The sequence below is a fragment of the Ramlibacter sp. genome (assembly GCF_035554825.1).
GTDB lineage: Bacteria > Pseudomonadota > Gammaproteobacteria > Burkholderiales > Burkholderiaceae_C > Ramlibacter.
Map to the genome: position 1 here is coordinate 1 of NZ_DATMHS010000090.1, position 25,611 is coordinate 25,611.

The following is a 25,611-nucleotide window of genomic DNA, read 5'->3' on the forward strand; positions in this document are numbered from 1 at the left end:
CATGTGCACGAACAGGAACACCAGCACCGCGACGATCAGCAGCGTCGGCAAGAGGCCGAGCAGGCGCTTGAGGAAATAGCTGGCCATCGCGGGCGGGTTCCTAGCCGATCACTTCAGGTCGACGTCGTCGAAGTTGAACGACGCATCCGGCATCACGTGGAAGCCGCTCAGCCCCTTCGCGTGCGCCGACAGCAATTGCTCCGTCACCAGGAACGCCCACGGCGCGTCGGCCCAGATGCGCTTCTGCGCATCGGTGTACAGGCGCGTCTTTTCCTTGGTGTCCGTCGTGTTCAGCGCCTTGCGGATGTCGTCGTCGACGGCCGGATTCTTGTAGTACGCCGTGTTGAACATCTTCGGCGGCATGGATTCGCTCGCCAGCAGCGGGCGCATCGCCCAGTCGGCTTCGCCGGTCGACGAGGACCAGCCGACGTAGTACAGGCGCACCGGCGCGTTCGCGGCGTCCTGCGCGCTTTCGACCTTCTCGACGCGCTGGCCGGCCTCGAGAGCCTGCACCGAAGCCTTGATGCCGACCTGCGCCAGCTGCTGCTGCAGGAACTGAATCACCTTCTGCGCCGTCGTGTGGTTGTAGGCCGACCACAGCGTGGTCTCGAAGCCGTTGGGGTAGCCGGCTTCCTTCAGCAGGGCCTTGGCCTTGGCCGGGTCATACGGCCACGGGCCGAGCTTCACGGCGTATTCGACGCCGTGCGGCATCACGCCCTCGGCCGGGATCGCGTAGCCCGAGAACGCCACCTTGGCCAGCGCCTGCTTGTTGATCGCGTAATTGATCGCCTGGCGCACCTTCGGGTTGTCGAACGGCTTTTGCAGCGTGTTCATCGACAGGTAGCGGTGCACGATGGAGGGCGCCGCCGTCAGCTCGATGTTCTGCTTGCCCTTGAGCAGCTCGGCCTGCTCGTACGGCACCGGGAAGGTGAAGTGGGCCTCGCCGGTCTGCATCATCGCGCTGCGCGAGTTGTTGTCGACCACCGGGCGGAAGGTGATGGTGTCCACCTTGGGGTAGCCCTTGCGCCAGTAGCCGTCGAACTTCTCCACCTTCAGGTAGTCGCTCTGCTTCCACTCGACGAACTTGAAGGGGCCGGTGCCCACCGGGTTCTGCGCGATGGCCTTGCCGTGCTTTTGCAGCGCCGCCGGCGAGATGATCACGCCAGACGGGTGCGCCAGCGAGTTGATGAAGGGCGAGAACGGCTCCTTCAGCGTGAACTTCACCGTCGACGCGTCCACCACCTCGGTCTTGGCGATGTTCTTGTACAGGTTGTAGCGCTTGAGCTTGTTCTCGGGGTTGGTGACGCGGTCGAAGGTGACCTTCACCGCCTCGGCGTTGAAGTCGGTGCCGTCGTGGAACTTGACGCCCTTCTTCAGCTTGATCGTGTACTGCAGGCCGTCCTTGCTGGCGGTGTAGCTCTCGGCCAGCACCGGCACCATCTTCATCGCCTTGTCGAAACCGAACAGGCCCTGGTAGAACGACTTCACCACCGCCTGCGACAGCGTGTCGTTGGCGTCGTACGGGTCCATGGTGGTGAACGTCGAGGCGACGGCCGCCACCACGTCCTTGGCCGCGAACGCGGGGGTCGCCAGCGTGGCCGTCAGCGCCAGCGCGGCGGCCAGGGGTGCGAGGGTATGTTTCATTGGTTGCTCCTCAGGTAAAAGTCAAAGGGACGTGCTCAGAACTGCCCGCCCACCGGATGGCGGGCGACGAAATGGCCGGGACCGACCTGCTGCAGCGGCCTGACCACCGGTTCGTCGCCGACGGCCCGGATCGGGCTGGGGATCTCGCCTTCCAGCAGTTCCCGCCGCAGGTGCCGGCGCTTCGGATCGGCCACCGGCACCGCCGCCATCAGCCGCCTGGTGTAGGCGTGCTGCGGGTTCTCGAAGATGGCCCGGCGCGGCCCGATCTCGACGATCTGGCCCAGGAACATCACCGCCACCCGGTGGCTGATGCGCTCGACGACGGCCATGTCGTGCGAGATGAACAGGAAGGCGATGCCCAGCTCGCGTTGCAGGTCGAGCATCAGGTTGACGATCTGGGCCTGGATCGAGACGTCCAGCGCCGACACCGACTCGTCGGCGATCACCACCTTGGGATTGAGCGCCAGGGCCCGGGCGATCGCGATGCGCTGCCGCTGGCCGCCGGAGAATTCGTGGGGATAGCGGTGCGCCACGTCGGTCGGCAGCCCCACCTTGCGCAGCAGCCAGTCGACGCGGGCCTGCGCTTCCTTGCCCTTGGCGATCCTGTGCACCAGCAGCGGCTCCATGATCGAGAAGCCGACGGTGACGCGCGGGTCGAGCGAGGCGAACGGGTCCTGGAAGATGAACTGGATGTTGCGGCGCAGCGCCTGCAGCTGCGTGTTGGGCAGGTCGCGCACGTTCACGCCGCCGAACTCGATGACGCCGGACTGGCTGTCCACCAGCCGCAGCAGCGAGCGGCCGGTGGTCGACTTGCCGCAGCCCGACTCGCCGACCAGCGCCAGCGTCTCGCCCGGCAGCAGGTCGAAGCTGACCTGCTCCACCGCATGCACGCGGCGCTTGACCCGGCCGAGGATGCCGCTGGGCACGTCGAAGCGGGTCACCAGATCCTTGACCCGCAGCACCGGCGCGCTGCCGGCCGCCACCGTGTCCTGCGGCGTCGTGTCGACCGGCGCGGCGTCGCGCTCGTCGGTGCGCAGCAGCTCGAACTTGCGCGGCAGGTCGGTGCCCTGCATCGAGCCCAGGCGCGGCACCGCCGACAGCAGCGCCCGGGTGTAGCGCTCGCGCGGTGCGGCGAAGATGGTTTCGGAGGCGCCCTCCTCCACCTGGCGGCCGCCGTACATCACCAGCACGCGGTCGGCCACCTCGGCCACCACGCCCATGTCGTGGGTGATGAACACCACGCCCATGCGCATCTCTTCCTGCAGCGCGCGGATCAGCTGCAGGATCTGCGCCTGGATCGTCACGTCCAGCGCGGTGGTCGGCTCGTCGGCGATCAGCAGCGAGGGCCGGCACGAGAGCGCCATCGCGATCATCACGCGCTGGCGCATGCCGCCCGAGAGCTGGTGCGGAAAGCGGTCGAGCACGTTGCGCGCCTCCGGGATGCGCACCAGCTCCAGCATGCGCAGCGCCTCGGCGCGCGCTTCGCCGGCGCTCTTGCCCTGGTGGACCCGGATCGATTCGGCGATCTGGTCGCCGGCCGTGAACACCGGGTTCAGCGACGTCATCGGCTCCTGGAAGATCATCGCGATGTCGGCGCCGCGGATGCTGCGCATGGTGGCCGAATCGGCCTGCGCCAGGTCCAGCACGTCGCCCCTGCGGCGGCGGAAGGCCATGCGGCCGCTGACGATGCGGCCGCCGCCGTGTTCGACCAGGCGCATCAGCGACAGCGAGGTCACCGACTTGCCGGACCCCGACTCGCCCACGATCGCCAGCGTCTCGCCGCGGTCGACGTGGAACGAGAGGTTGCGCACGGCATCCACCGTGCGCTCGGACGTCGCGAAGCGCACCGAGAGGTCGCTCACGTCCGCCACCCGCTGCTCGGGCAGCACCAGAGCGGACGGCGGCGGCAGGTCGATCAGCGTGCTCGTCATGGGATCAACGGAAGATCGCGGTCTGCGGCGCTTCGCCGACCCGGGCGTAGCCGCGGTACATGCCTTCCGTGTTGAACGGCATGCTGAAGTTGCCGGCGCGGTCGACGGCGATCAGGCCGCCGCGGCCGCCGATCGCCGGCAGCGACTGCATCACCACCGCCTCGCAGGCCTGTTCGAGCGAGGCGCCCGCATAGGCCATGCGCGCGCACACGTCGTAGGCGGCGGGCACGCGGATGAACATCTCGCCGGTGCCGGTGCAGGAGATCGCGGCCGTGCGATTGTCGGCGTAGGTGCCGGCGCCGATCACCGGGCAGTCGCCCACGCGGCCCGGTTGCTTGTTGGTCATGCCGCCGGTGGACGTCGCGGCGGCCAGGTTGCCGTGGGCGTCCAGCGCCACGGCGCCGACGGTGCCGAACTTGCGGCTCTCGTCCAGCGGCGCCGCCGCGGCGGCCGGCTGGCGGAACACCAGCGCCGCGCCGTCGTGATCGAGCACGGCCTTGTCGGCGGCCAGCGCGCGGCGCAGTTGCTCGCGCCGCGCCTCGGTGGAGAAGTAGTCGGGCGAGACCATCTCGAGGCCCAGGCGCTGCGCCAGCGCCTCGGCACCGGCGCCCACCAGCAGCACGTGCTCGGTGTGCTCCATGACCGCGCGGGCCGCCCGCGCCGGCCGCTTGATCCGCGTCACGCAGCCGACGGCGCCGGCCTTGAGCGTCGCGCCGTCCATCACGGCGGCATCCAGCTCGTGGGTTTCGTCGTGGGTGAACACGGCGCCGTGCCCGGCGTTGAACAACGGGCAGTCTTCCAGCAGGTCGACGGCCACCGAGACCGCGTCGAGGGCGCTGCCGCCCTTGGCCAGCACGTCCTGCGCCGGGCCGAGCACGCCCTGCAGGGCGGCGTGGTAGGCGGCCTGCTGCTCGGCGGCCGCACCGGTGCGGCTCATGGTGCCGGCGCCGCCGTGGATGACGATGAGTGGGCGGGGTTGGCTCACTTGGTGACTTTCGATGTGGTGGGAGAGCGGCGGTGGCGCCGCGGCGCGGCGGCCGCCGGCGCGCGCGCGCGGGCGCCTTCGTCGCGATGCAGCCAGGGCAGCACCGACTCGGCCAGCTGGGTGGCGGCCTTCACGGAACCCTTGGCGCGATGGGCGACGGCGCTGGCCAGCGCTTCGATGAGCGCCAGCACGCTGGCCTCGGAATTGGCGAAATAGTGGCTGTCGGTCTGGGCATACAGCGCGACCGTCGCCACCGGCGCGAGCGGGGACGACACCCGGTCGGTCAGCGCCAGCACCGGCACGCCGGCTTCACGCGCCAGCGCCGCCAGCCGCACGGTGTCGGCCAGGTAGCGCGGGAAGGCGATCGCGACCAGCAGATCGCCGTGCCTGGCGCGACTGAGCACCTTGGCGCCGTACGACGCGGCCTCGGGGGTGGCGAGCAACTGCACGTTGTCGCAGTGCGGATCGAGGCTGCGCTGCAGCAGGCCGCCGAGCCAGCTGCTGCTGCCGTAGCCGACGATGTAGATGCGCTGCGCCTTGAGGATCTCATCCACCGCCTTCTGGCAGCTCTGCGGGTCGAGCCACTGGCGCGTGAGCTGGATGTTGCGCTGGATGTCCGACAGCGTGGAGGCGAACACGTCGGCCACGGTGGCCGAGCGTTCGAGCTTGCTGCGCAGTTTTTCCACCGGCGCCAGCGTGGTCTCGAATCCGAGCACCAGGGCCGCCCGGAACTGCGCATAGCCGTCGAACTCGAGGGCCCGGGCGAAGCGGTTGGCGGTGGCCACCGACACGCCCACCGTCGCGGCCAGTTCGTCGATCGGCATCGCCGCGGCCTGCAGCGGGTGCGCCAGCACCCAGTCGGCGATCTGCCGGTGCGAGCGGGAGAGCGCCGGCAGCAGCCGCGCGATGCGCTGCGCCATCGAAGGATTGCCGGGAACCGCTGCCATCAGCACGCGCGCGGCCTGGGCCGCGAAAACTGGGTGAACATATATTTACAACGGAGCTCATCATAACGAAATTTTTCATCATTTCATTTCACGGGCGCCCCGCTGGGCTGCGGTCCGGCCGCCGCGGCCGGACCGCGCAGCGCGCCGCAGCTGTCGCCGTCGGCCTACAAGCGCATGCTCCATTCCTGCAGCGCCGCGGCGCCCCCAGCCTCGCTAGAGTTCCCGCCTGCCGCCGTGTGGCGGGCCGGGACCCCGATCGATGCGCAGACCCACGCAGACACGACCTCGAAGAAGAACGTTCACGCTCGTCGCACTGCTTGCCGCCGCGCTGGCCGCGGCCGGCGGCTGGCAGGTGGCCCGGCTGCGGGCCGACCGCCAGGCCCAACAGCCGCCGGCGGTGCAGGCGCCGGCCGCCGCGGCGTCCGCGCCAGCGCCGGCCGAGGCCGGGGTGTCGGCGGCCCTGGCCGACCTGCTGCCGGCGATCACCGGCGAATCGCCGACCACCGAAGCCGATCCGCCGCAGGAGCGCGACGGCGTTTCCTGGGGGCACCGCGCCGGCCTGCACAACACGAAGGACGACCTGCACCTGCGCGCCAGCGCGGCCTACGTGGTCGAGCCCGGCAGCGGCAAGGTGCTGCTGGGCAAGAACGAGGATGCGGTGCTGCCGATCGCCTCGCTCACCAAGCTGATGTCGGCGCTGGTGGTGACCGAGGCGAAGCTGCCCATGGACGAGGCGATCACGATCAACGAGGAGGACGTCGACCACGAACGCAACAGCCGCTCGCGCCTGCGGGTGGGCACCTCGCTGCCGCGGGCCGAAGCGCTGCGGCTGGCGCTGATGTCCAGCGAGAACCGGGCCGCGCATGCGCTGGGCCGCACCTATCCGGGGGGCGTGGCGGCATTCGCGGCGGCGATGAACCGCAAGGCCAGGCTGCTGGGCATGAAGAACACGACCTTCGTCGATCCGACCGGCCTGTCCAACCGCAACCAGTCGACGGCGCGCGACGTGGCCCTGCTGGTGGCGGCCGCCTCGCGCGAGCCGCTGCTGCGCGAGTACTCGACCACGCCGCAGCACGAGGTGCTGCTGGGGCGGCGGACCCTGCGCTTCAACAACTCGAACCGGCTGGTGAAGAACCCGCACTGGGACATCAACCTGCAGAAGACCGGCTACATCGTCGAAGCCGGGCAGTGCCTGACCATGAACGCCAAGGTGGCCGGACGCGACCTGATCCTGGTGCTGCTCGATTCCGCGGACAAGCACAGCCGGCTGGCGGATGCCGAGCGCATCAAGCGCTTCGCCGGCGGCGAGCCGCAGGTCGCCGAACGGCCGGCGGCGCCGGCGCAGCACGCGCGGCCGGCCCGCGGCCAGCACCAGGCCAAGGCGAGCGCCCAGGGCGAGCACCAGGCGCGGGCCAGGCGCCAGCGCGCCACGCCCGAGCCGCGGGTGCACCAGACCTACCTGCCGCGGCACGCGCAGCGCAAGAGCGGGGACCAGCGCTGAGGCACGGCGGGCCGCACGCCACGCGCAACCGTCACGCGGTCACGCGGTCGCGCGGTCACGCCATCACGCCATCACGCCAGCCAGCCCGGCATCGCGCGCTCCAGCGCCATGCGCATGCGGCGCACGTGCGAGCCGGACCAGTAGAGCCGGCCGCAGGTGGCGCAGCGCCGCACCGGCCCGGCCGACGCGCGGCTGAGCGGCGGCAGCAGTTCGAAGGCCTCGTGCGACGGCAGCGGATCGGACAAGGCGGTGTTGTCCAGGATGCAGCGCGTGAACAGCGCCGCCGGCGGCGGCAGGCCGAGTTCGACCACCAGCTGCCGCAGCTGCTCCAGCGGCACGTCGCCGCGCACCTCGTGCGCGCGGGCCGGCCGCAGCTCGCGCAGCAGGTGCCGGTCGCGCGTGAGCAGGATCCGCCCTTGGTCCAGCGCCTGCCGCACCAGCAGCGGATCGTCGATCGCCTCGTCGTAGGTGGTGTCGAAGCCGAGCACGCGCAGCCAGCGCGCCAGCCGGCCGAGCATCGCGTCGGCGGCGAATTGATGGCAGGGCGTCTCGATCATCGCGGGGTCGTTGGTCTGACCCGCGCCGCCCGCCCCGGTTCCCTGGCTAGGACCGCGCGGGCGGCGGCGCCGGCTCCTGGCGGAAGGTGACGACGTGATCGACGTCGAGCCGGATGCCGATGCGCTCGCCGATCGCGTGGTTGTGGTGGGACGGAACCAGCGACAGGACCCGCCGGCCCGAGGGCAGCGCCAGCGTATAGAGGATCTCGGCGCCGCGGAACGCCTTGTGCAGCACCTGCGCCAGCACCGGGCTGGCGTCGTCGTGCACGATGTCGTCGGGCCGCAGCAGGACGTCCACGCGGCAGCGCTTGCCGCATTGGGCGCAGCCCAGCTCGTGGCAGTCGACCGCGGCGGCGCTGTCCAGGACGCCGAGCTCGACCTCCACCTGGCGCGGGTTCAGCACCGCGCCGCTGACGAACACGCCCTCGCCGATGAAGTCGGCCACGAAGCGGTTGCGCGGCCGGTGGTACAGGTTGTAGGCCGTGTCCCATTGCTGGATGCGGCCCTCGGCCATCACGCCGATCTCGTCGGCCATGGCGAACGCCTCGCGCTGGTCGTGGGTGACCAGCACCGCGGTGGTGCCGCAGGACTTCAGGATGTCGCGCACTTCGAGCGAGAGCCGCTCGCGCAGGTCGACGTCGAGGTTGGAGAACGGCTCGTCGAGCAGCACCAGCGCCGGATTCGGCGCCAGCGCCCGCGCCAGCGCCACCCGCTGCTGCTGGCCGCCGGACAGCTCGTGCGGGAACTTCCGCGCCTGCGACGCCAGGCCGACCAGGCGCAGCATCTCCTCGACCCGTTGGCCGCGGGCCGCGGCCGGCTGGCCGCGCAGCCCGAAGGCGACGTTGTCGTCGACCGTGAGATGGGGAAACAGCGCGTAGTCCTGGAACACCATGCCGATGCGCCGCGCCTCGGCCGGCAGGCGCCAGCCCGGCCGGCTGACGACCGCGCCGTGCAGCCGGATCTCGCCCGCGGCCAGGTCCTCGAAGCCGGCGATGCAGCGCAGCAGCGTGGTCTTGCCGCAACCGGACGGACCGAGCAGGCAGGCGATGCGGCCCTGCTCGACGCGCAAGCCGACGTCGTTGACAACGGTATGCTTGCCGTAGCGCTGGACAATGCCGTCGGCTTCGAGCTGGGCGATGGAGTTCACCATCGGGGACGAAGTTGTTGGCGGCCGTTCATTGGGCACTGATTATATTTTGCGCACCTCGATCGCACCTCCCACCGCCACCTCGCAGCAGGGGCCCGCGCCGGCCCGGCGCCGGCCCTGGCCGCGGCTGGCGCAGCGGCCGAACCTGCTGGTCCTGCTCGCGCTGGTGCTGGCCGCCCTGGTGGCGCTGCCGGTCCTCAGCGTGCTGGCGAACCTGTTCGTCGGCGGCAGCTCCGACACCTGGGCGCACCTGGCGTCCACCGTGCTCGCCGGGTACGTCGGCAACACGCTGTGGCTCTTCGCCGGCGTGGGCGCCGGGGTCGCGGTGGTCGGCGTGGCGACGGCCTGGCTCACCACGATGCACGAGTTCCCCGGCCGCCGCCAGTTCGAATGGGCCCTGGTGCTGCCCATGGCCATGCCGGCCTACGTGCTGGCCTACGTCTACACCGACCTGCTGCAGTTCGTCGGGCCGGTGCAGGGCTGGTTGCGCGACACCTTCGGCTGGAAGCGCGGCGACTACTGGTTTCCGGAGATCCGCAGCGCCGGCGGCGCGGTGGCCATGTTCGTGTTCGTGCTCTACCCCTACGTCTACCTGCTGGCGCGCACGGCCTTCCTGGAGCGCGCCGGCGGCATGCTGGAAGCGGCGCGCACGCTCGGCTCGGGGCCCTGGGCCAGCTTCTTCCGGGTGTCGCTGCCGCTGGCGCGGCCCGCCATCGTCGCCGGCATGTCGCTGGCGCTGATGGAAACGCTGGCCGACTACGGCACGGTCTCCTATTTCGCGGTGCCGACCTTCACCACCGGCATCTACCGCGCCTGGTTCTCGCTGGGCGACCGGGTCGCCGCGGCGCAACTGGCGGCCGCGCTGCTCGGCTTCGTGGTGCTGCTGCTGGCGCTGGAGCGGACCACGCGCGGCCGGGCCCGCTTCCACAACACGACCGGACGCAACCGGCCGCAGCACGGCCTGCACCTGACCGGCTGGCGCGGCGCCGCGGCGTTCCTGGTGTGCGCGGCGCCGCTGGTGGCCGGCTTCGTGCTGCCGGCGCTGCTGCTGGTGCGCTTGGCCCTGGGCGAGCCCGATGCCGCTGCCGCCGTCCCGATCGGCGCGCGGTTCGCCCGGCTGGCCGGCAACAGCCTGCTGCTGGCCAGCGTCACCGCCCTGACCGGCGTGCTGCTGGCGCTGTTGCTGGCCTACGCGGCGCGCATGGCCAAGGGCGCGGGCCCGGCGGCATTGAACCGGCTGGTGTCGCTCGGCTACGCGGTGCCCGGTTCGGTGATCGCCGTCGGCGTGCTGATTCCGGTGACGCGGCTGGACAACTGGCTCGCGCTGCAATGGCAGGCCTGGTTCGGCGCCAACCCGGGGCTGCTGATCACCGGCGGCATCGCGGCGCTGGTCTACGCCTACCTGGTGCGCCTGCTGGCGGTGGCGCTGCAGACGGTGCAGGCCAGCCTGGCCAAGATCACGCCCAGCATGGACGACGCGGCGCGCAGCCTCGGCCACGGCCAGACCCTGACCCTGTGGCGGGTGCACGTGCCGCTGCTGCGCGGCAGCCTGTTCACCGCGCTGCTGCTGGTGTTCGTCGACGTGATGAAGGAGCTGCCGGCCACGCTGGTGATGCGGCCGTTCAACCTCGACACGCTCGCCACCCAGACCTACACGCTGGCGTCGGACGAGCGGCTGGCCGAAGCGGCCCTGCCCGCCCTGGCGATCGTCGCCGTGGGCCTGCTGCCGCTGATCGTCCTGTCGCGGCAGATCGCCCGTTCGCGGCGCGGCCAGCGGCCTTAGCCATGCAAAAAGGCCCGCGAGTCGCCTCGCGGGCCGGAAACGACGCGCTGGCGCGCCGCAGTCAGGTGATTCGGGATTCGGTCAGCGGTAGCCGGCGCGGTCGAAGACCTTCTGGGCCAGCGCGGAGTTCTTCGCCAGTTCGCCGACGTTGAGCGCGTCGGCCTTGAAGCTGCCGAGCGTCTCCAGCGCCGGGTTGGCGACCTTGACCCCCTTGGCAGCGGGCCACTCGTTGTTGCCGTCGGCGAAGTACTTCTGGGCCTCGTCGCTGGCCAGGTACTCGAGGAACTTGACGGCCGCTTCCTTGTGGGGCGCCGTCTTCAGCATACCGCCGCCGGAAATGTTGATGTGCGTGCCGGTGGTCTGCTGGTTGGGCCAGACCACGCCGACCTTTTCCATCACCTTGCGGTCCTCGGGCTTGTCGGAGCGCATCATCCGGGCGACGTAGTAGGTGTTGCTGAGCGCCACCTGGCACTCGCCGGCCGCCACCGCCTTGATTTGGTCGGTATCGCCGCCCTTGGGCGCGCGGGCGAAGTTCGCGACCACGCCCTTGGCCCATTCCTCGGCCTTCTGCTCGCCCTTGTGCGCAATGATCGAGGACATCAGCGAGAGGTTGTACGGATGGCTGCCCGAGCGGCTGCAGACCTTGCCCTTGAGCTTGCCCGATGCCAGGTCGTCGTAGCTGGCCACGTCTTCGGGCCTGACCGAGTCCCTGGCGTAGACGATCACCCGGGCCCGGGTCGAGAACGCGAACCAGTCGCTGGTGCGCAGGTTGGCCGGCAGCCGGCTCTCCAGCGTTTTCGACTTCACCGGGGCGAACAGTCCCAGCTCGTCCGCCTTGGCCAGCCGGGCGGCGTCGACGGTGATGAACACGTCGGCCGGGCTGTTGGCGCCCTCGTTCCGGATCCGCTCGAGCAGTTCGTCTTCCTTGGCCTCGATCCGGTTGATCTTGATGCCGGTCTGCCTGGTGAAGTTGGCGTAGAGCGCCTCGTCGGTCTGGTAGTGCCGTGCCGAGTAGAGGTTGAGCACCTTCTCCTGGGCGCTGGCGAAGGCGGTGGCGGACAGGGCCGCAGCCAGGACGGCGAGCTTGAGCGAAATGGTCATTGGTCAGGTGGTGGTAAGGGTCGACGGCGAATTCTGGCGGAATTCGACACGGATGTAAATGCGAATTGTTCGCGTTTTGATCGAAATCAATGGCCACGACGCGACACCGCCCTCCCCACCCGCCCGGCCGGCGGGCGCTCAGGCCCGTTTGAAACTGGCCGCCTGGACCAGCAGCGCGCCGCCCAGCGCGGCCAGGAAGCCCAGCGCCAGACCCGCGCCCGGCACCGCCAGCGCGACCAGCAGGCAGAAGGTGGCGAAGGCGTAGAAACCGCGGACCATCCCGCTGAGCAGCCGGATCGCACCGGCCGCACCCCAGGTCAGATGGGAGAACACGCCGAACACCAGCGCCATCACGGGAAACACGCTGAACAGGCCGCTGAACGCCGGGCCCAGGCGCTGGGCGGACATCGTGACCGCCACCGACAGCACGGCGCCGGCCGCCATCCGTGCCGGCAGTTCCAGCGGCGACGGCTGCGCCAGCGGGAGCACGAACGGCGCGCTGCGTGGAAAGGCGCGCGGCGCCACCAGCAGGCCCGCGACGGTCACGGCCAGCGCCGTCCAGAGCGCCATCGGCACGGCCATCAGCAACGCGCCGGCGACGCCGAAGCCCAGCATGCCGCAGCCGAGGCAGAGGTACCAGGGAAAGCGCCGCGCGCCCCAGGAATAGCCGATGCTGAAGCTGAGGTTGGCCAGGATGCCCAGCAGCGAGGCCTGCGCCGCCTGCGCCGCGAACGCCGGTCCCTGCTCGAGGCCGACCATCAGCAGCAGCGGCCCCGCCACCACCGGGAAGCCCGACAGCCAGCCGGCCACCGCCGGGCCCCAGCGGCGCCCGGCCAGCGTGATCAACGCGATCAGCGTCGGGACGAGCAGGAGCTTGAGCAGGAGCATGGGAGCGCGCGCGGCACGCCGCCGCGGTTCAGTCGGCGAGAGCGCGGATCAGCGCTGCCCGATCTTCACGTCGCCGAAGATCGGCGGGTGGCCGCCCGGCAGGGCCCGCAGCAGCTGCTTGGGCGCGGCCACGGTGCCGCCGAGTTCCGCCGCGGCGCGCCACGGCCAACGCGGGTCGTGCAGCAGGCCGCGGGCCAGCGCCACCACGTCGGCCTGGCCCTGCGCGACGATCTGCTCGGCCTGGGCCGGATCGGTGATCAGGCCGACGGTCACCACCGGGATGCCCACCTCGCGCTTGACCTGGGCCGCCAGGTGGACCTGGTAGCCGGGGCCGAGCGGGATCTTCTGCAGCGGCGACACGCCGCCCGAGGAGATGTCCACAAACGCGCAGCCGCGCGCCTCCAGCCGCCTGGCCAGCTCGATGGTCTGGGCGATGTCCCAGCCGCCTTCGACCCAGTCGGTCGCGGACAGGCGCACGCCCACCGGCAGGCCCGGCCCGGCGGCCTCGGCGACGGCCTCGAACACTTCCAGCGGCAGCCGCATGCGGTGCTCGAGCGCACCGCCGTAGCCGTCGTCGCGCCGATTGGCGAGCGGCGACAGGAACTGGTGCAGCAGATAGCCGTGGGCCATGTGCAGTTCGATGGCCTGGAAGCCGATCGCCCGGGCCCGGCGGGCGGCGGCGGCAAACGCATCGATCACCTGGCCGATGTCCTCGGCCGTCATCGCCCGCGGCGCCGGCTCCTCCGGCCGCTGCGGCAGCGCCGAGGGCGCGATCGGCAGCCAGCCGCCCGCGTCCGGCGCGATCAGCGCGCCGCCGTCCCAGGGGGCGCGGCTGGAGGCCTTGCGGCCGGCGTGCGACAGCTGGATCGCCAGCGGAATCTGCGACACCGAGCGCAGCGCCTGGACCACCCGCTGCAGCCCGGCCTGGTTCTGGTCGCTGTACAGCCCCAGGCAGCCGGGCGTGATCCGCCCTTCCGGCGTCACCCCGGTCGCCTCCACGCACAGCAGGCCGGCGCCCGAGATCGCCAGGCTGCCCAGGTGGATCAGGTGCCAGTCGACGGGGTTGCCGTCGACGGCGCTGTACTGGCACATGGGCGAAACCATGATCCGGTTGGGCAGCGCGAGGCGGCCGAAGCGGATCGGCGTGAACAAGGCAGGACTGGTCATGGCTGGATGCGAGGACGGTGGCAGGGGGCGCTCAGCGTGGCTGCAGGATGGCTTCCAGCGCCAGGCCCAGCGAGAGTACCCGACGATCGCTCATGGCGCCGCCGGCGATCATGAAGCCGGCCGGCGCCGTGCCCGGCGCGTGGCACGGCACCGACAGCGCGCAGCCGTCCAGGAAGTTGATCAGCGTCGGGTTGCGCAGGATCAGGCCGTTGGCGCGGAAGTAGTCGTCGTCGGCAGCGGTGAGCTCGGCCACCGTCGGCGCCACGACCGGCACGGTCGGCAGCACCAGCGCGTCGAAGCCCTCCAGCGCCGCGCCGACCTCGGCGGTCCAGGCGGCGCGCGCCTGCCGCAGGTCCAGGTAGTCGGCCGCCGAGAGCTCCTTGCCCCGCAGGATCCGCGACACCACGCGCGGGTCGTAGCTGGCGGCGGCCCGCGCGACCAGGTCGCGGTGCCACCACCAGGCCTCGGCGGCCGTGAGGCCGCCCTTGGCATTGATGCCGGCGAGCTTGGCGAAGGCGGGCAGTTCCACTTCCTGCACCAGCACCCCGGCCGCCGACAGCCGCGACAGCGCGGTGCGGAACGAGGCCGCGACATGATCGTCCATGCCGTCCAGCGCCACCGTCAGCGGCACGGCCAGCCGCAGGCCGCGCAGCGTCGCCGGCCGCGGCGCCAGGTCGTGGCCCGACAGGATGGCATCGAGCCGCGCGCAGCAGTCGACGCTGGCGGCGATCGGCCCGATCGAATCGAGGCTGGCCGACAGCGGCAGCGCGCCTTGCAGCGGCACCCGGCGCGCGGTCGGCTTGAAGCCCACCAGTCCGCACAGCGCCGCCGGGATGCGCACCGAGCCGCCGGTGTCGGAGCCGATGCCGGCGACGGCCATGCCGTCGGTCACCGACACCGCCGCCCCGGAGGACGAGCCGCCCGGGATGCGGCCGCTGGCGCGGTCCCAGGCGTTGAGCGGCGTGCCGTAGTGCGGGTTGATGCCCAGGCCGGAGAACGCGAACTCGGTCATGTTGGTGCGGCCGACGATCACGGCGCCGGCCGCGCGCAGGCGCTGCACCACCGGCGCGTCGGCGACGGCGGCCGGCTCGCCCCGCCGCGCCACCGAGCCGGCCATGGTGGTCTCGCCGGCCACGTCGAACAGGTCCTTGATCGAGATCGGCAGGCCGTCGATCGCCGAGCGGGCCAGCCCGGCGCCGCGCAGTTCGTCGGCGGCGCGGGCGGCGGCGCGCGCCCCGGCGTCATAGACGCGGGTGAAGGCGCGGGCGCCCTCGCCTTGCGGCGCCTGGATCCGCGCCAGGGCGGCGTCGGTGAGGGCGGCCGACGTGGTGCGGCCGGCGGCGAGCGCGGCCGCGTGCTGGGCGATGGTGGTCAGGGCGGTCATGACGGCACGCTCAGGCGACTTCGGGCAGCACGTCGACGGCGTACTGGTGGCGCAGGCTGCGGCCGCTGCGCGGATCGTACAGTTCCATCGCGAACGAGGTCGACGGCCGGATGCCGCCGATCGCGCCGACGGTGCCGCAGCTCATAGCGCAGCCGGCCGGCAGCGGGCGACCGTCGGTGTACCCCGTGATCAGCTCCACGGGCAGCCGCAGCGCGCTGAGGGCGCCTTCCTGGTACACGACCTCGCGGCCGTCCTCGACGATGCGCGAGCGGATCACCAGTTCGTCCCAGTGGTCCGCCACGTCGGCGAAGCGCCAGGCGGTGCTGCCCACCGGCTTGGCGCACAGCTGCTTGGACAGCGCCACGCTGTGCGACTCCAGCTTGCGGTCGGTGTGGTCGGAGGTCAGGCTCACGTACAGGTCGCCGTCGGCCATGAAGACGAAGGTCTCGACCTCGCCCGACGAGTGCGGCCCGACCACCTGGATCCGCGGCGCCTGCGTCAGCTGGTTCTCGGCCACGCGGTAATACAGCGGCACGGCGCTCGGGCGCGGCACGCCGATGGCAGCCAGCTCCTCGATGTGGTGGTCGATCGCGGCGCGGTCGCGGCCGGCCCAGCCGGCGATGACGAAGGTGTGGATGTCGGCCTGCACCTGGCGCGGCGCGCCGGCGGCTTCGACGTTGAAGACGAGTTTCATTGGGAAATTCCAGGAAGACGGAAGGAAATCAGCCGAAGACGCGCGGCAGCCACAGCGCCAGGTCGGGGAAGACGGCGAGCAGCGCGATGATCGCGAACAGCGCGCCGACGAAGGGCAGCGCGCCGACGATCACGGCATTCATCGAGCCGGTCTTGCGCAGGCTGTGGACCACGAACAGGTTCAGGCCCACCGGCGGCGTGATCAGCGCCGTTTCGACCAGCACGATGATCACGATGCCCAGCCAGATCGGGTCGTAGCCGAGCTGCGTCATGATCGGCGCCACCAGCGGGATCGTCACGATCATCATCGACAGCGTCTCCATGAAGCAGCCGAGGATCACGTAGAAGATCACCACCACCAGCAGCATCCAGCCGGGCGACAGGCCCAGGCCGACGATCTTCTGCGTCATCGCGTCGGTCAGGCCGATCGCCGACATCACGAAGTTCAGGAAGCCGGCCGCGATCACGATCAGCATGATCATCGCCGTGGACTTCATCGTGCCTTCCACCGACTCGCGCAGCATGCGCAGCGTCAGCTTGCGGAAGAAGGCCGCCAGCACCAGCGCGCCGATCACGCCCAGGGCCGCCGCCTCGGTCGGCGTGGCCAGGCCCATGTAGATCGAGCCGACCACCATCAGGAAGATGCCCAGCGGCGGCAGCAGGTGGCGCAGGCTGGCGATCCGATCGCCCCAGGTGGCGTTGATGCGGTGGCCGCCCCAGGCGGGCTTGACCAGGCAGGCCACGGCCACGACCACCATGAACAGGGCGGCCAGCAGGAAGCCGGGGATGATGCCGGCCAGGTACAGCTTGGGGACCGAGGAATTGGTCAGCACGCCGTAGATCACGAGGTTGATCGACGGCGGGATCAGGATGCCCAGCGTGCCGCCGGCGGCGATGCTGCCCAGGAACAGCGATTCGTTGTAGCGGTAGCGCTTGATCTGCGGGATCGCCACCGTGCCCACCGTCGCGGCGGTGGCGACGCTGGAGCCCGATGTGGCGGCGAACAGCGTCGACGCCCCGATGTTCGCGTGCATCAGGCCGCCGGGCAGCCACGACAGCCACAGCGACATGGCCTCGTACATGCGCTCGGCGAAGCCGGCGCGCAGCAGCACCTCGCCCAGCAGGATGAACAGCGGAATGGCGACCATCAGGAATTCGGTGCTCGAACTCCAGGACAGCTCGCCCATCGCGCCGGACAGCGGCAGCATGGAAAATACCTGGTCCAGCGTCAGGCCCAGCACGCCGAGGGCGGCGCCCACGGGCAGGCTCAGGCCGATCAGAACCAGCAGCAGGACGATGGCGGTGGCGATCATGACGCTGCCCCCCGCACCAGCCGCTCCCCGGCGATCGCTTCCTCCTCGGCCTCTTCCTGGGTCGAGCGCACGCCGCACAGCTCCTTGACCAGCGCGATGTCGCCGGTCACCAGCGCCACCGAGGCGCGGATCAGCATCAGCGCCAGCACCAGGCACATCCAGGCGAGCCCCATCACCCACAGGGTCTGCGGGATCCACAGCGGCGTCGCCAGCGGTGTGTTGGCGGCGGCGTGCCGTTCCCACGAGGTCTGGGCGACCGCGAACGCGTAATAGGTGAGGAACACCATGAAGACGCCCAGCGCCACCAGCGACAGCCAGTCGAGCACGGCCGACACCCGCACCGGCAGGTGCAGGTACAGCGCGTCGACGCGCACGTTGGCCCGCTGCAGCATCACCAGCGCGAACGACCACGAGGTGCTGATGGCGAACACGTAGCCGGACAGTTCGTCGGCGCCGCCGGTGGTGAAACCGAGGAACTTGCGCGCGAGCACGTCGAAGCCGATCAGGAACACCGACGCCAGGGTCAGGGCGCCGCCGAACCAGACGGCGCCGAGCGACAGCGACTCGGCGCGCCGCAGCAGCCGGGCCAGCAGCGCTGTACGGGGAGAGGAGGACATGGGTATGGGCTGGTAGGGACGGGGCGCGCGGGTGCGCCGCCCGTGGGACGCCGGCGCCTTCGGGCGCCGGCGCGGCCGGGGCTTACTTCTTGGCGGTCAGCCCGACGATCTTGCCGATGGTGGCGTTGAAGTCGGCGACGCAGTTGGCCGAGCAGCGGGCGGCCCACTTGGGCAGCACGGTTTCCTGCATCACCTTCTTGAGCAGCACGCGGTCGGCCTCGGTCGGCTTGACCAGCACCATCTTGCCCTTGACGGCCTGCTTGCAGGCGGCGGCGCCGGTGTTGCAGTCGTAGCCTTCCTGGGTCTGGGCCGCGGCGCCGTCCCACATGTTGTTGATCATCGACTTGATGTTCGCCTGCAGGAACGCCTGCACCTTCGGGTCCAGCTTGTCCCAGGCCTTCTGGTTGACGGCGTGGATCTGCGGGTTCCAGTTGACCGGCAGTTCCAGCAGGTGCGTCGAGACCTCGTACCACTTGGCCTGGTAGCCCGACAGCGAACCGGTGATCGCGCAGTCCACCACCTTGTTCTGCATGGCCGGCACCACTTCGCCGAAGGCCATGGTCACGCTGGAGCCGCCCAGGGCGTCGACGAATTCGGCCTGGGTGCGGCTGCTGGTGCGGACCTTCTTGCCCTTGATGTCGGCCAGGCCCTTGATCGGCGCATTGCAGAACAGCACCTGCGCCGGATACGGCGACAGGCCCAGCAGCTTGACGCCGGTGCCGGCGCCGTAGAACTTGGCGTAGACGGGCGCGAACGAGTCGACCACGGCGCGCGCGGTCTTGGCGTCGGGCACCAGGCCGGCCAGGTCCACCGCCTCGTTGATCGGGTTGTCGCTGGCGAAGTACGACAGCGTGGCCGTGCCGAACTCGATCACGCCCTGCGACATCAGCCGCAGCACCTCGGGCCCCTTCAGGCCCATCTCGTTGAAGCCCTTGATCTCGGCCGTCACCTGACCGTTCGACAGCTTGGGCACCACCTGGGTCCAGAACGGCTTCTCGAAGTCGTTGTAGGCCGACAGGTTGCTGAGGCCGCCGACCACCTTCAGGTGGGTCTTGGGCAGGGCCGTCTGGGCGTTGGCCAGCGTGGCGGCGGCCGCGGCGACGATCGTGGCGGCGAGGAGGAAGCGCTTTTTCATGCGAGAAGTTCCTAAGACATGACCGGGAGCCGCGCGACCGGCGCGCCGGCAACCGGCGAGCGCGTTGGGCGCGGAGCGGGCCCCCGGTCCGCTGGGGTGCCGGAGGCTTCCTGTTCTGTGAAATTTCACAAGAACATCAACATGATATCAAGGTCATTTCAGAAGGTAAATCGGGTACGATCCCGATGCCAGATGCCGCCCGAACTGATGGACCGCCCCCGCCCCAAGCCAGCCACGCGCGCCAAGTCCGCCGCCCCCGCCGCGCGCGCGCGCGGCGACGCGCCGTCGCAGAACGAGCAGGCCTACCAGCTGCTGAAGGACGCGCTCACCACGCTGGCCTACAAGCCCGGCGAGTATCTGAACACCGCCAGCCTGATGGACGAACTGGCGCTCGGCCGCACCCCGATCAACCACGCCCTGCACCGGCTGGCCAACGAAGGGCTGGTGCAGATCATCCCGCGCAAGGGCGTGATGGTGTCGCCGCTGTCGATCGACGACGCGCTGGAACTGATCCAGGTGCGGGTCGCCAACGAGGGACTGTGCGCCCGGCTGGCCGCCGCCAAGTCGACCAAGGCGGAGGTCGAGCAGATCAAGGACGTGGCGCGGCGCTTCGACGAGGCGGTGGCGCGGCGCAACCTGACCGAGGTGATGAACCTCGACCGGATCTTCCACGAGCACATCGCCGCGGCGGCCCGCAACCAGATGCTGGCCGAGATCCTGAAGGTGCTGCACGCCCGCTCGCAGCGCTTCTGGGCCCTGTCGCTGGCGGCCGAAGGCCACCTGGCCGAGGTGCAGGCGGAGCATGCCGCGATCATCGACGCGCTGGGCCGCAACGACCCCGACGCGGCCGCCGCGGCGGTGCAGGCGCACGTGCTCTCGTTCCAGCAGGCGCTGCTGCACCGGCGCTGAAGCGCCCGCGAGCGGCGGCGCCGGGCGCGCGATCCGCGCCAGTCACGCCGCCCGCCGCGAAACTCAGCGGATCCGCAGGTCGTAGCTCGCGCGCAGGCCGTCGATGTCGGTGATGGTGACGTGCCGCCCGTCCACCCGCAGGAAGCCGCGCCGCTGGAACGACTTGAGGGTGCGGCTCACCGTCTCCAGCGTCAGGCCCAGGAAGCTGGCGATCTCGGCCCGGCTCATGCGCAGCCAGAACTCGCGCGGCGAATAGCCGCGCGAGGCGTGCCGCTCCGACAGGTTGAGCAGGAACGCCGCCAGCCGGCTGGCCGCCTCGGTGAGCGACAGCATCACCATCATGCTCTGGTCGCGCAGCAGCTCCTGGCCCATCAGGTGCGACATCAGGTCCTTGGCGCCGGGCGTGGCGGCCGTCGCGGCGACCAGGCGGCGGTACGGGATCAGGCAGATCTCGCTGTCCTCCAGCGCGGTGACGGTGGTGCCGTGGACGTCGCAGGCGAGGCCGTCCAGCCCCAGCACCTCCCCGGCCATGTGGAAACCTGTCACCTGCTCGCCGCCGTTCGGCCGGGCCACCGTGGCCTTGCAGGTGCCGCTGCGCAGCGCGTACAGATAGCGGAACGGGTCGCCGTCCTGGAACACCGTTTCGCCGCCGCGCACCCGCCGCGTGGTCAGCGCCAGCGACTCCAGCGGCTGCAGGTCGTCGCTGGACAGTCCGCCCGGCAGGCACAGGGTGCTGACGCAGCAGGTGGCGCATTTGCACGGCGCGCGCGCTGGCGCGGCCTTGCCGTCGCGCACCGCCGCGTTCAGCGGAGACGAGGGACGATCGAGCGTGGCAGTTGGAGGCATGGTGGGGAGCGTGCAGGCGCGTGATCCGCGTGATTGGATGGGGCGCTCGTGACGCCCTGCCCCACTGTACGGGCAGCGCGCCCGAAGCTCAAGCCGAGACACCATGCGCAAAGAGGTCTCTCGCGTGCATCTTTTGATCGGACGGCTCGCGCGACCACCGCGCGGCCCCCTTACTGCATCGGTTCGGGCAGCGGCTTGGGATCGTTGGGCGACGGCTCGGGCCGCACCGGTTCCACCGGCGTCGGGTAGTCTGGTTGGGGCGTGTGCATGCGCCGATGGTGCGGCGTCCGGCGACCGGGGCCCGACAGCCGGGCGCCACACGGCCTGTAGGACGCGCACGGCGGCCCTCCCCGCGGCTGTGCCAGCGCGGCCGAGGGCAACGGCCACGGCGGCCGCCAAGGGGTGCGCCAGGCAGGCAGAATCCGGCCAATGAACGACACCGCCAACCCACTGCTGCAGGACTGGACGGGGCCCCATGGCCTGCCGCCCTTTCGCGACATCAAGCCGGAACACTTCGCCCCCGCCTTCGAGCTGGCGATGCGCGAGCAGCTGGCGGAAGTCGACGCCATCGCCAACCAGCCCGAGGCGCCGACCTTCGAGAACACCGTCCAGGCGCTGGATCGCTGCGGCCGCCTGTTTTCGCGCATCGAACTGGTCTTCAGCAACCTGACGGCCAGCGAGACCAGCCCGGCGCTGCAGGCCGTGGAGCGCGAGATGGCGCCGCGCCTGGCCGACCACGACAACCGGCTCTTCATGCACGAGGGACTGTTCCGGCGGCTCGACGCGCTGCACGGTCGCCGCGGCGCGCTGGGCCTGGACGAGGAGGACCTGGCGCTGCTGGAGCGGCTGCACCTGGACTTCGTGCTGTACGGCGCCAAGCTGGCGCCACCGGCGCGCCGGCGCTATGCGGAGATCACCAAGGAACTGGCCGAGCTCACCACGACGTTCGCGCAGAACCTGCTGGCCGAGGAAGCCGGCTGGGTGCTGCCGCTGCGCGGCGAGGCCGACCTGGCCGGCCTGCCCGACTCGGTCCGGGCGGCGGCGCGCGGCGCGGCGGCCGAGCGCGGCCTCGGCCCCGACGCCGCCGCGATCACCTTGTCGCCTTCGCTGGCCGAGCCTTTCCTCACGTTCTCCGCGCGGCGCGACCTGCGCGAGCGCGTGTGGCGCGGCCGGACCGAACGCGGCGCCCACGACGGCGCGCACGACAACCGGCCGATCGCGGCGCGCATCGTCGCGCTGCGCCAGGAGCAGGCGGCGCTGCACGGCCACCGGACCTACGCCGACTACGCGCTGTCCGACCGGATGGCGCAGGACACGGCGGCCGTGCTCGACCTGCTGCGCCGGGCCTGGGAGCCGGCCAAGCGCCGGGCCGACGAGGACCGCCAGGCGCTCACCCGGACGGCGCGGCAGCTGGGCGAGCCGGTGCCGATCGCGGCGTGGGACTGGCGCTATCTGGCCGAGAAGGTGCGGCAGCGCGAATACGACCTGGACGACGCCGAACTCAAGCCCTACTTCGCCCTGGACAACATGATCGCGGCGATGTTCGACGTCGCGGGCCGGCTGTTCGGCCTGAAGTTCATCGAGCAGCCGGACCCGCCGCTGTATCACCCGGACGTGCGGCTGTGGGAAGTGCGCGGGCGCGACGACGCCCTGGTCGGCCTGTTCCTGGGCGACAACTACGCCCGGCCCACCAAGCGCAGCGGCGCGTGGATGAGCGTGTACCGCAGCCAGTCCGGACACGGCGGCGGCACGCTGCCGATCGTCGTGAACAACAACAACTTCGCCAAGGCCGATCCGACGCTGCTGTCGTTCGACGACGTGCGCACGCTGTTCCACGAATTCGGCCACGGGCTGCACGGCCTGCTGTCGCAGGTACGGCACGAGCGGCTGGCCGGCACCCGGGTGCTGCGCGACTTCGTCGAGCTGCCGTCGCAGCTGTTCGAGAACTGGGCGCTGGAGCCGCAGGTGCTGCAGCGCCACGCGCGCCACCACCGCACCGGCGAGCCGATCCCGCCCGCGCTGGTGGACAAGCTGCTGCGCGCCCGCCAGTTCGACCAGGCCTGGGCGACGATCCAGTACACCGGCCCGGCGCTGATCGACATGGCGCTGCACAGCCTGGAACACGGCACCAAGGTGGACATCGCGCAATTCGAGGCGCAGCAGCGGCAGCTGCTCGGCGTGCCCGAGGACATCGGCCAGCGCCACCACCTCGCCCACTTCCAGCACCTGTTCGCCGGCGGCTACGCGGCCGGCTATTACGTCTACATGTGGGCGGAGGTGCTGGAGGCCGACGCCTTCGATGCCTTCACCGAGGCCGGCGACCCGTTCCACGGCGACACCGCGCAGCGCCTGCTGCGCCACATCTACAGCGCCGGCGGCCGCCAGCACCCCGGCGCGGCCTACCGCGCGTTCCGCGGGCGGGACGCGGGGGTGGAGTCGATGCTGCGCAAGCGGGGGTTGACGGGGTCCTGAGCGACGCGCCGCCTTCGGGCGACCGCCCTCAGGGCATCGGCAGGTCGCGCCGGATGGCCGCGCCTTCCGGCCGCTCCGGCCCCGCCGCCGGATACATGAAATCGCGGGCCAGGTCATAGGCTTTCACGCGGGCGTCGGTCGTCAGCCGGCGCGCCGAACGCGGCGAGAGCGACCAGCCCAGCGCCGGGCCCTGGGCTTCGTGCTGGACCTGCCACAAGGACACGTTGTCGTCCTCGTCCAGCTCGGACGGCCATCTGCACGCCGCGCCCATGAACGCGCCGGGGCGCGTTCCATACATCCGATACTTGTCGAGCTCGGTGCAAAGCTGGTACCACGCGGCCTGTCCGTGGGCACCGCGCGCGGCCAGAATCGTGCCGAGGATCTCGTCCAGCGAATTGCGGTCGTCGTTGGTGGTTCGTGGCGGAACCGAAGCGATCGGCTCGTTGTCGAGGCTGACGACCACGAGTTGCTGCCGCAGCCGCTGGAGGTCGACGTTGTAGTGCGACTGCAGGCCCAGAATGTGCTGGCGCAGCACGGCCACCCCCGAATTGTCGAAGTACCCGCCGTCGACAACCGTCGGGCCGTCGCGCTGGAAGACGATCGCCTTGGGCGAGATCAGAGGAAACCGCGCGCTGTGCATGGCAGCCGTCAGCAAGGAAATCTTGCTGCTGGCGCTGGATGGCACGTAGGTCACATACCGGCCCGGCTCCTGGCTTGCCGTCGGCAGCATGCCCTCTCGGGTGACCAGGGCGTACGGAATCGCGGTGCCCACTTCCGTGGCGTTGAGCATCAGGGGAAACGGCGCGGCCGTCAGGTCGCTTTTCAGCCGGCCGCTCAGTCCCTGGAGCACGCTGCCGTGCACCCGCGCGGCCGCGTTCAGGATGCTTTGCTGCAAGGTGTTCCCCCGCTCGGGGTTCGCCAGGAACAGGAAATAGTCGCGGAACAGTCCCGTGGCGATCAGGGGCGACAGATGGTCCTGTGCCAGGGTTTCGTTCACGGCCTGCACACAGGCCGGAATCTGGCGCTGGCCCTCGCCCACCGCCGGCCGGTCCGCGCAACCGGCCGCGCGCGCCGCCGCCCACACCGCCAGGCCGACGCTGCCGCCCGATGCGCCGCTGGCGGCAACGAGCCGATTCGAGAACTCGTAGCCCGTGTAATGGTCGAGCCATGCGGCGAACGAGGCGGTGTACAAGGCCGCACGGATGCCGCCGCCGTGGGCCGCCAAGGCAAAGATCGGGCGGTTGTCCTCCGGCAGCTTCGCCAGCGCCTGCCGAACGCTCTCCTGGCGCCGCGCCGTGGCGACCTCCTCCTGCGGCGGGCGCTGCGGCGGTGTGGGCCAGAAGAAGAACACGGCCAACAAGCCGATGGCCACCCAGCCTCCGGGAACCACGCGATGCCAGGACGAGCGTGCGATCCGCGCCTGCAGCGCCGCGACGGCGAGCACGAGGAAGGCGAAGAACATCAGCACGATGCCCATCGCCCCCACGTATCCGCCCATGCCGATGGGGTCGAGTACCGCCCAGGCCACGAACAGCGCGGTCGCGCCCGTGATGGCGGCGCCCACGAACCACCGCAGCCGCGCTGCGCTCCAGCCAAGGACGATCCGTCCGCCGCCGGTGCCGCCGATCGAGCGGCTGAGCCACGCCGCCGCCTGCCGGCGTCCCAGCACCAGCGCCCAGTACAGGAGCGCCATCAGGGATTGGGTCAGGAAGAACAGCGTATACAGCCGCTCGTTCTCGAACGCGCCGGCCAGCTCGAAGCAGGCGACGATGCCTGCCAGCGCCAGCACCGTGACGGCGGCCTGTCGCTTGCCGCCAGCGCCCGGTTTCGTCACCCACCATGCGAGCGCGATCAGCCCGATCGCCATGCCGGCACTGCCGTATCCCATCAGCCAGATGGCGCGCAACTGCCTGGGTTGCCACTCGGGATCGAGCGCGCGCAGTCCCAGCCAGTGTTCGTCGTTCAGCACGGCACCCCACGCATACAGCGCCACGCCGGCCAGCAACCCGATCCACCATGGCCGCAGCCTGGCCTCCTTGACCTCGGAAATGCGCATCAAGCCCAGGACCAGCAGCGCCAGCCAGAGCCCCACCAGCGCGATCGGCACGAAGTAGCTCTGGACGCTGATGCTGCGGGCGGCGGCGATCTGCAGCGTGAGAAACACCGTCAGGCCGAGGACGCGAGGGACGTGCAGCGCCGCGTGCGCGTCCGCGGCCTCGTACGCGTCGCGATGGCCCGCCGGATCCCGGTAGCTGCGCGGCCCCTGCTCGCGCGCGGCTGCAGGCGTCTCGCGCGCATTCCATTCGGCGCTGACGAGCATGCGCGCACTCAGCCAGATCGAGAGGGCAAGCACCAGCGCGGCCGCATTGATCGCCACCAGGCGCCAGTAGAAGGACCCGGCCGCCTCGCGCGCCTCGGGGAGCGTCGCCTGCGACAGAATCAGCTCCGCGGCCTGCGGAACGAACAGCAACATCAGGGCGAGGAGCGCGCACGCCAATGTCACCCAGGGTGACGAGCGCAACAGATGCCGCCCGTATGCCTTGACGTAGACCGCCAGGGTCGTGAGGAAGCTTGCCATATCGGTCTCCTCG

General features: G+C 70.9%; 20 protein-coding genes. 4 read left to right on the forward strand and 16 right to left on the reverse strand.

Annotation, left to right across the window (positions count from 1 at the left end):
• Positions 1-108: 108 nt before the first annotated feature.
• Genes gsiB through VNT59_RS11340 form a run of 4 tightly spaced genes read right to left on the reverse strand, consistent with a single transcriptional unit; the run spans position 109 to position 5,507 of the window.
• The gene (gsiB, locus tag VNT59_RS11325) at positions 109-1,644 is read right to left on the reverse strand and encodes a glutathione ABC transporter substrate-binding protein GsiB (protein ID WP_325498511.1); all 1,536 of its coding nucleotides are present in this window, start codon (positions 1,642-1,644) and stop codon (positions 109-111) included.
• Positions 1,645-1,679: 35 nt separating this feature from the next.
• Positions 1,680-3,575 (reverse strand): dipeptide ABC transporter ATP-binding protein, encoded by a 1,896-nt coding sequence (locus tag VNT59_RS11330; protein WP_325498512.1) that lies wholly within the window; start codon positions 3,573-3,575, stop codon positions 1,680-1,682.
• Between the two features lie 4 nt (positions 3,576-3,579).
• Positions 3,580-4,512, reverse strand: coding sequence for an isoaspartyl peptidase/L-asparaginase (locus VNT59_RS11335; RefSeq protein WP_325498536.1), 933 nt, complete (start codon positions 4,510-4,512; stop codon positions 3,580-3,582).
• A gap of 44 nt (positions 4,513-4,556) precedes the next feature.
• Positions 4,557-5,507 (reverse strand): MurR/RpiR family transcriptional regulator, encoded by a 951-nt coding sequence (locus tag VNT59_RS11340; RefSeq protein WP_325498513.1) that lies wholly within the window; start codon positions 5,505-5,507, stop codon positions 4,557-4,559.
• A 259-nt stretch (positions 5,508-5,766) separates the two neighbouring features.
• On the opposite strand from VNT59_RS11340, the gene VNT59_RS11345 reads away from it, so the two are divergent.
• Complete coding sequence (locus VNT59_RS11345) at positions 5,767-7,008, forward strand: D-alanyl-D-alanine carboxypeptidase family protein (protein ID WP_325498514.1); 1,242 nt, start codon at positions 5,767-5,769, stop codon at positions 7,006-7,008.
• Between the two features lie 71 nt (positions 7,009-7,079).
• Here the strand turns inward: VNT59_RS11345 and VNT59_RS11350 are convergent, their stop codons facing one another.
• Both VNT59_RS11350 and VNT59_RS11355 read right to left on the reverse strand, forming a co-directional pair.
• On the reverse strand, positions 7,080-7,565 hold the full coding sequence (locus tag VNT59_RS11350) for a Mut7-C RNAse domain-containing protein (RefSeq protein WP_325498515.1): 486 nt from the start codon (positions 7,563-7,565) through the stop codon (positions 7,080-7,082).
• Positions 7,566-7,611: 46 nt separating this feature from the next.
• The gene (locus VNT59_RS11355) at positions 7,612-8,715 is read right to left on the reverse strand and encodes an ABC transporter ATP-binding protein (RefSeq protein ID WP_325498516.1); all 1,104 of its coding nucleotides are present in this window, start codon (positions 8,713-8,715) and stop codon (positions 7,612-7,614) included.
• 124 nt (positions 8,716-8,839) lie between these two features.
• Here VNT59_RS11355 and VNT59_RS11360 point away from each other — a divergent pair, with 124 nt between their 5' ends.
• Positions 8,840-10,495 carry an iron ABC transporter permease gene (locus tag VNT59_RS11360; RefSeq protein WP_325498537.1) on the forward strand — a complete coding sequence of 552 codons (1,656 nt, stop codon included), beginning with the start codon at positions 8,840-8,842 and terminating at the stop codon, positions 10,493-10,495.
• Positions 10,496-10,576: 81 nt separating this feature from the next.
• Here VNT59_RS11360 and VNT59_RS11365 read toward each other — a convergent pair whose 3' ends face one another.
• The 8 genes from VNT59_RS11365 to VNT59_RS11400 form a co-directional block, all read right to left on the reverse strand.
• Positions 10,577-11,596, reverse strand: a complete 1,020-nt coding sequence (locus tag VNT59_RS11365; protein ID WP_325498517.1) for a Fe(3+) ABC transporter substrate-binding protein — start codon at positions 11,594-11,596, stop codon at positions 10,577-10,579.
• A gap of 138 nt (positions 11,597-11,734) precedes the next feature.
• A complete protein-coding gene (locus VNT59_RS11370) occupies positions 11,735-12,484 on the reverse strand; it encodes a hypothetical protein (protein WP_325498518.1) in 750 nt (249 codons plus the stop codon).
• Positions 12,485-12,532: 48 nt separating this feature from the next.
• Entirely contained in the window at positions 12,533-13,651 is a 1,119-nt protein-coding gene (locus VNT59_RS11375) for an NADH:flavin oxidoreductase/NADH oxidase (RefSeq protein ID WP_325498519.1), read from the reverse strand.
• A gap of 31 nt (positions 13,652-13,682) precedes the next feature.
• Positions 13,683-15,035 carry an amidase gene (locus VNT59_RS11380; protein ID WP_325498520.1) on the reverse strand — a complete coding sequence of 451 codons (1,353 nt, stop codon included), beginning with the start codon at positions 15,033-15,035 and terminating at the stop codon, positions 13,683-13,685.
• A 10-nt stretch (positions 15,036-15,045) separates the two neighbouring features.
• The gene (locus VNT59_RS11385; RefSeq protein ID WP_325498521.1) at positions 15,046-15,729 is read right to left on the reverse strand and encodes a DUF2848 domain-containing protein; all 684 of its coding nucleotides are present in this window, start codon (positions 15,727-15,729) and stop codon (positions 15,046-15,048) included.
• A 28-nt stretch (positions 15,730-15,757) separates the two neighbouring features.
• Positions 15,758-17,041 (reverse strand): TRAP transporter large permease, encoded by a 1,284-nt coding sequence (locus tag VNT59_RS11390; RefSeq protein WP_325498522.1) that lies wholly within the window; start codon positions 17,039-17,041, stop codon positions 15,758-15,760.
• Positions 17,038-17,658, reverse strand: a complete 621-nt coding sequence (locus VNT59_RS11395; RefSeq protein ID WP_325498523.1) for a TRAP transporter small permease — start codon at positions 17,656-17,658, stop codon at positions 17,038-17,040. Before VNT59_RS11395 ends, VNT59_RS11390 begins: the two co-directional genes overlap by 4 nt.
• A gap of 82 nt (positions 17,659-17,740) precedes the next feature.
• Positions 17,741-18,793 (reverse strand): TRAP transporter substrate-binding protein, encoded by a 1,053-nt coding sequence (locus tag VNT59_RS11400; protein WP_325498524.1) that lies wholly within the window; start codon positions 18,791-18,793, stop codon positions 17,741-17,743.
• Positions 18,794-18,985: 192 nt separating this feature from the next.
• On the opposite strand from VNT59_RS11400, the gene VNT59_RS11405 reads away from it, so the two are divergent.
• Positions 18,986-19,702 (forward strand): GntR family transcriptional regulator, encoded by a 717-nt coding sequence (locus VNT59_RS11405; RefSeq protein ID WP_325498525.1) that lies wholly within the window; start codon positions 18,986-18,988, stop codon positions 19,700-19,702.
• Between the two features lie 63 nt (positions 19,703-19,765).
• Here VNT59_RS11405 and VNT59_RS11410 read toward each other — a convergent pair whose 3' ends face one another.
• Positions 19,766-20,548 carry a helix-turn-helix domain-containing protein gene (locus VNT59_RS11410; RefSeq protein WP_325498526.1) on the reverse strand — a complete coding sequence of 261 codons (783 nt, stop codon included), beginning with the start codon at positions 20,546-20,548 and terminating at the stop codon, positions 19,766-19,768.
• A gap of 429 nt (positions 20,549-20,977) precedes the next feature.
• On the opposite strand from VNT59_RS11410, the gene VNT59_RS11415 reads away from it, so the two are divergent.
• Positions 20,978-23,020, forward strand: a complete 2,043-nt coding sequence (locus tag VNT59_RS11415) for a M3 family metallopeptidase (RefSeq protein WP_325498527.1) — start codon at positions 20,978-20,980, stop codon at positions 23,018-23,020.
• A 28-nt stretch (positions 23,021-23,048) separates the two neighbouring features.
• On the opposite strand, the gene VNT59_RS11420 is transcribed toward VNT59_RS11415, so the two are convergent.
• Positions 23,049-25,598 carry a hypothetical protein gene (locus VNT59_RS11420; RefSeq protein ID WP_325498528.1) on the reverse strand — a complete coding sequence of 850 codons (2,550 nt, stop codon included), beginning with the start codon at positions 25,596-25,598 and terminating at the stop codon, positions 23,049-23,051.
• Positions 25,599-25,611 lie beyond the last annotated feature (13 nt).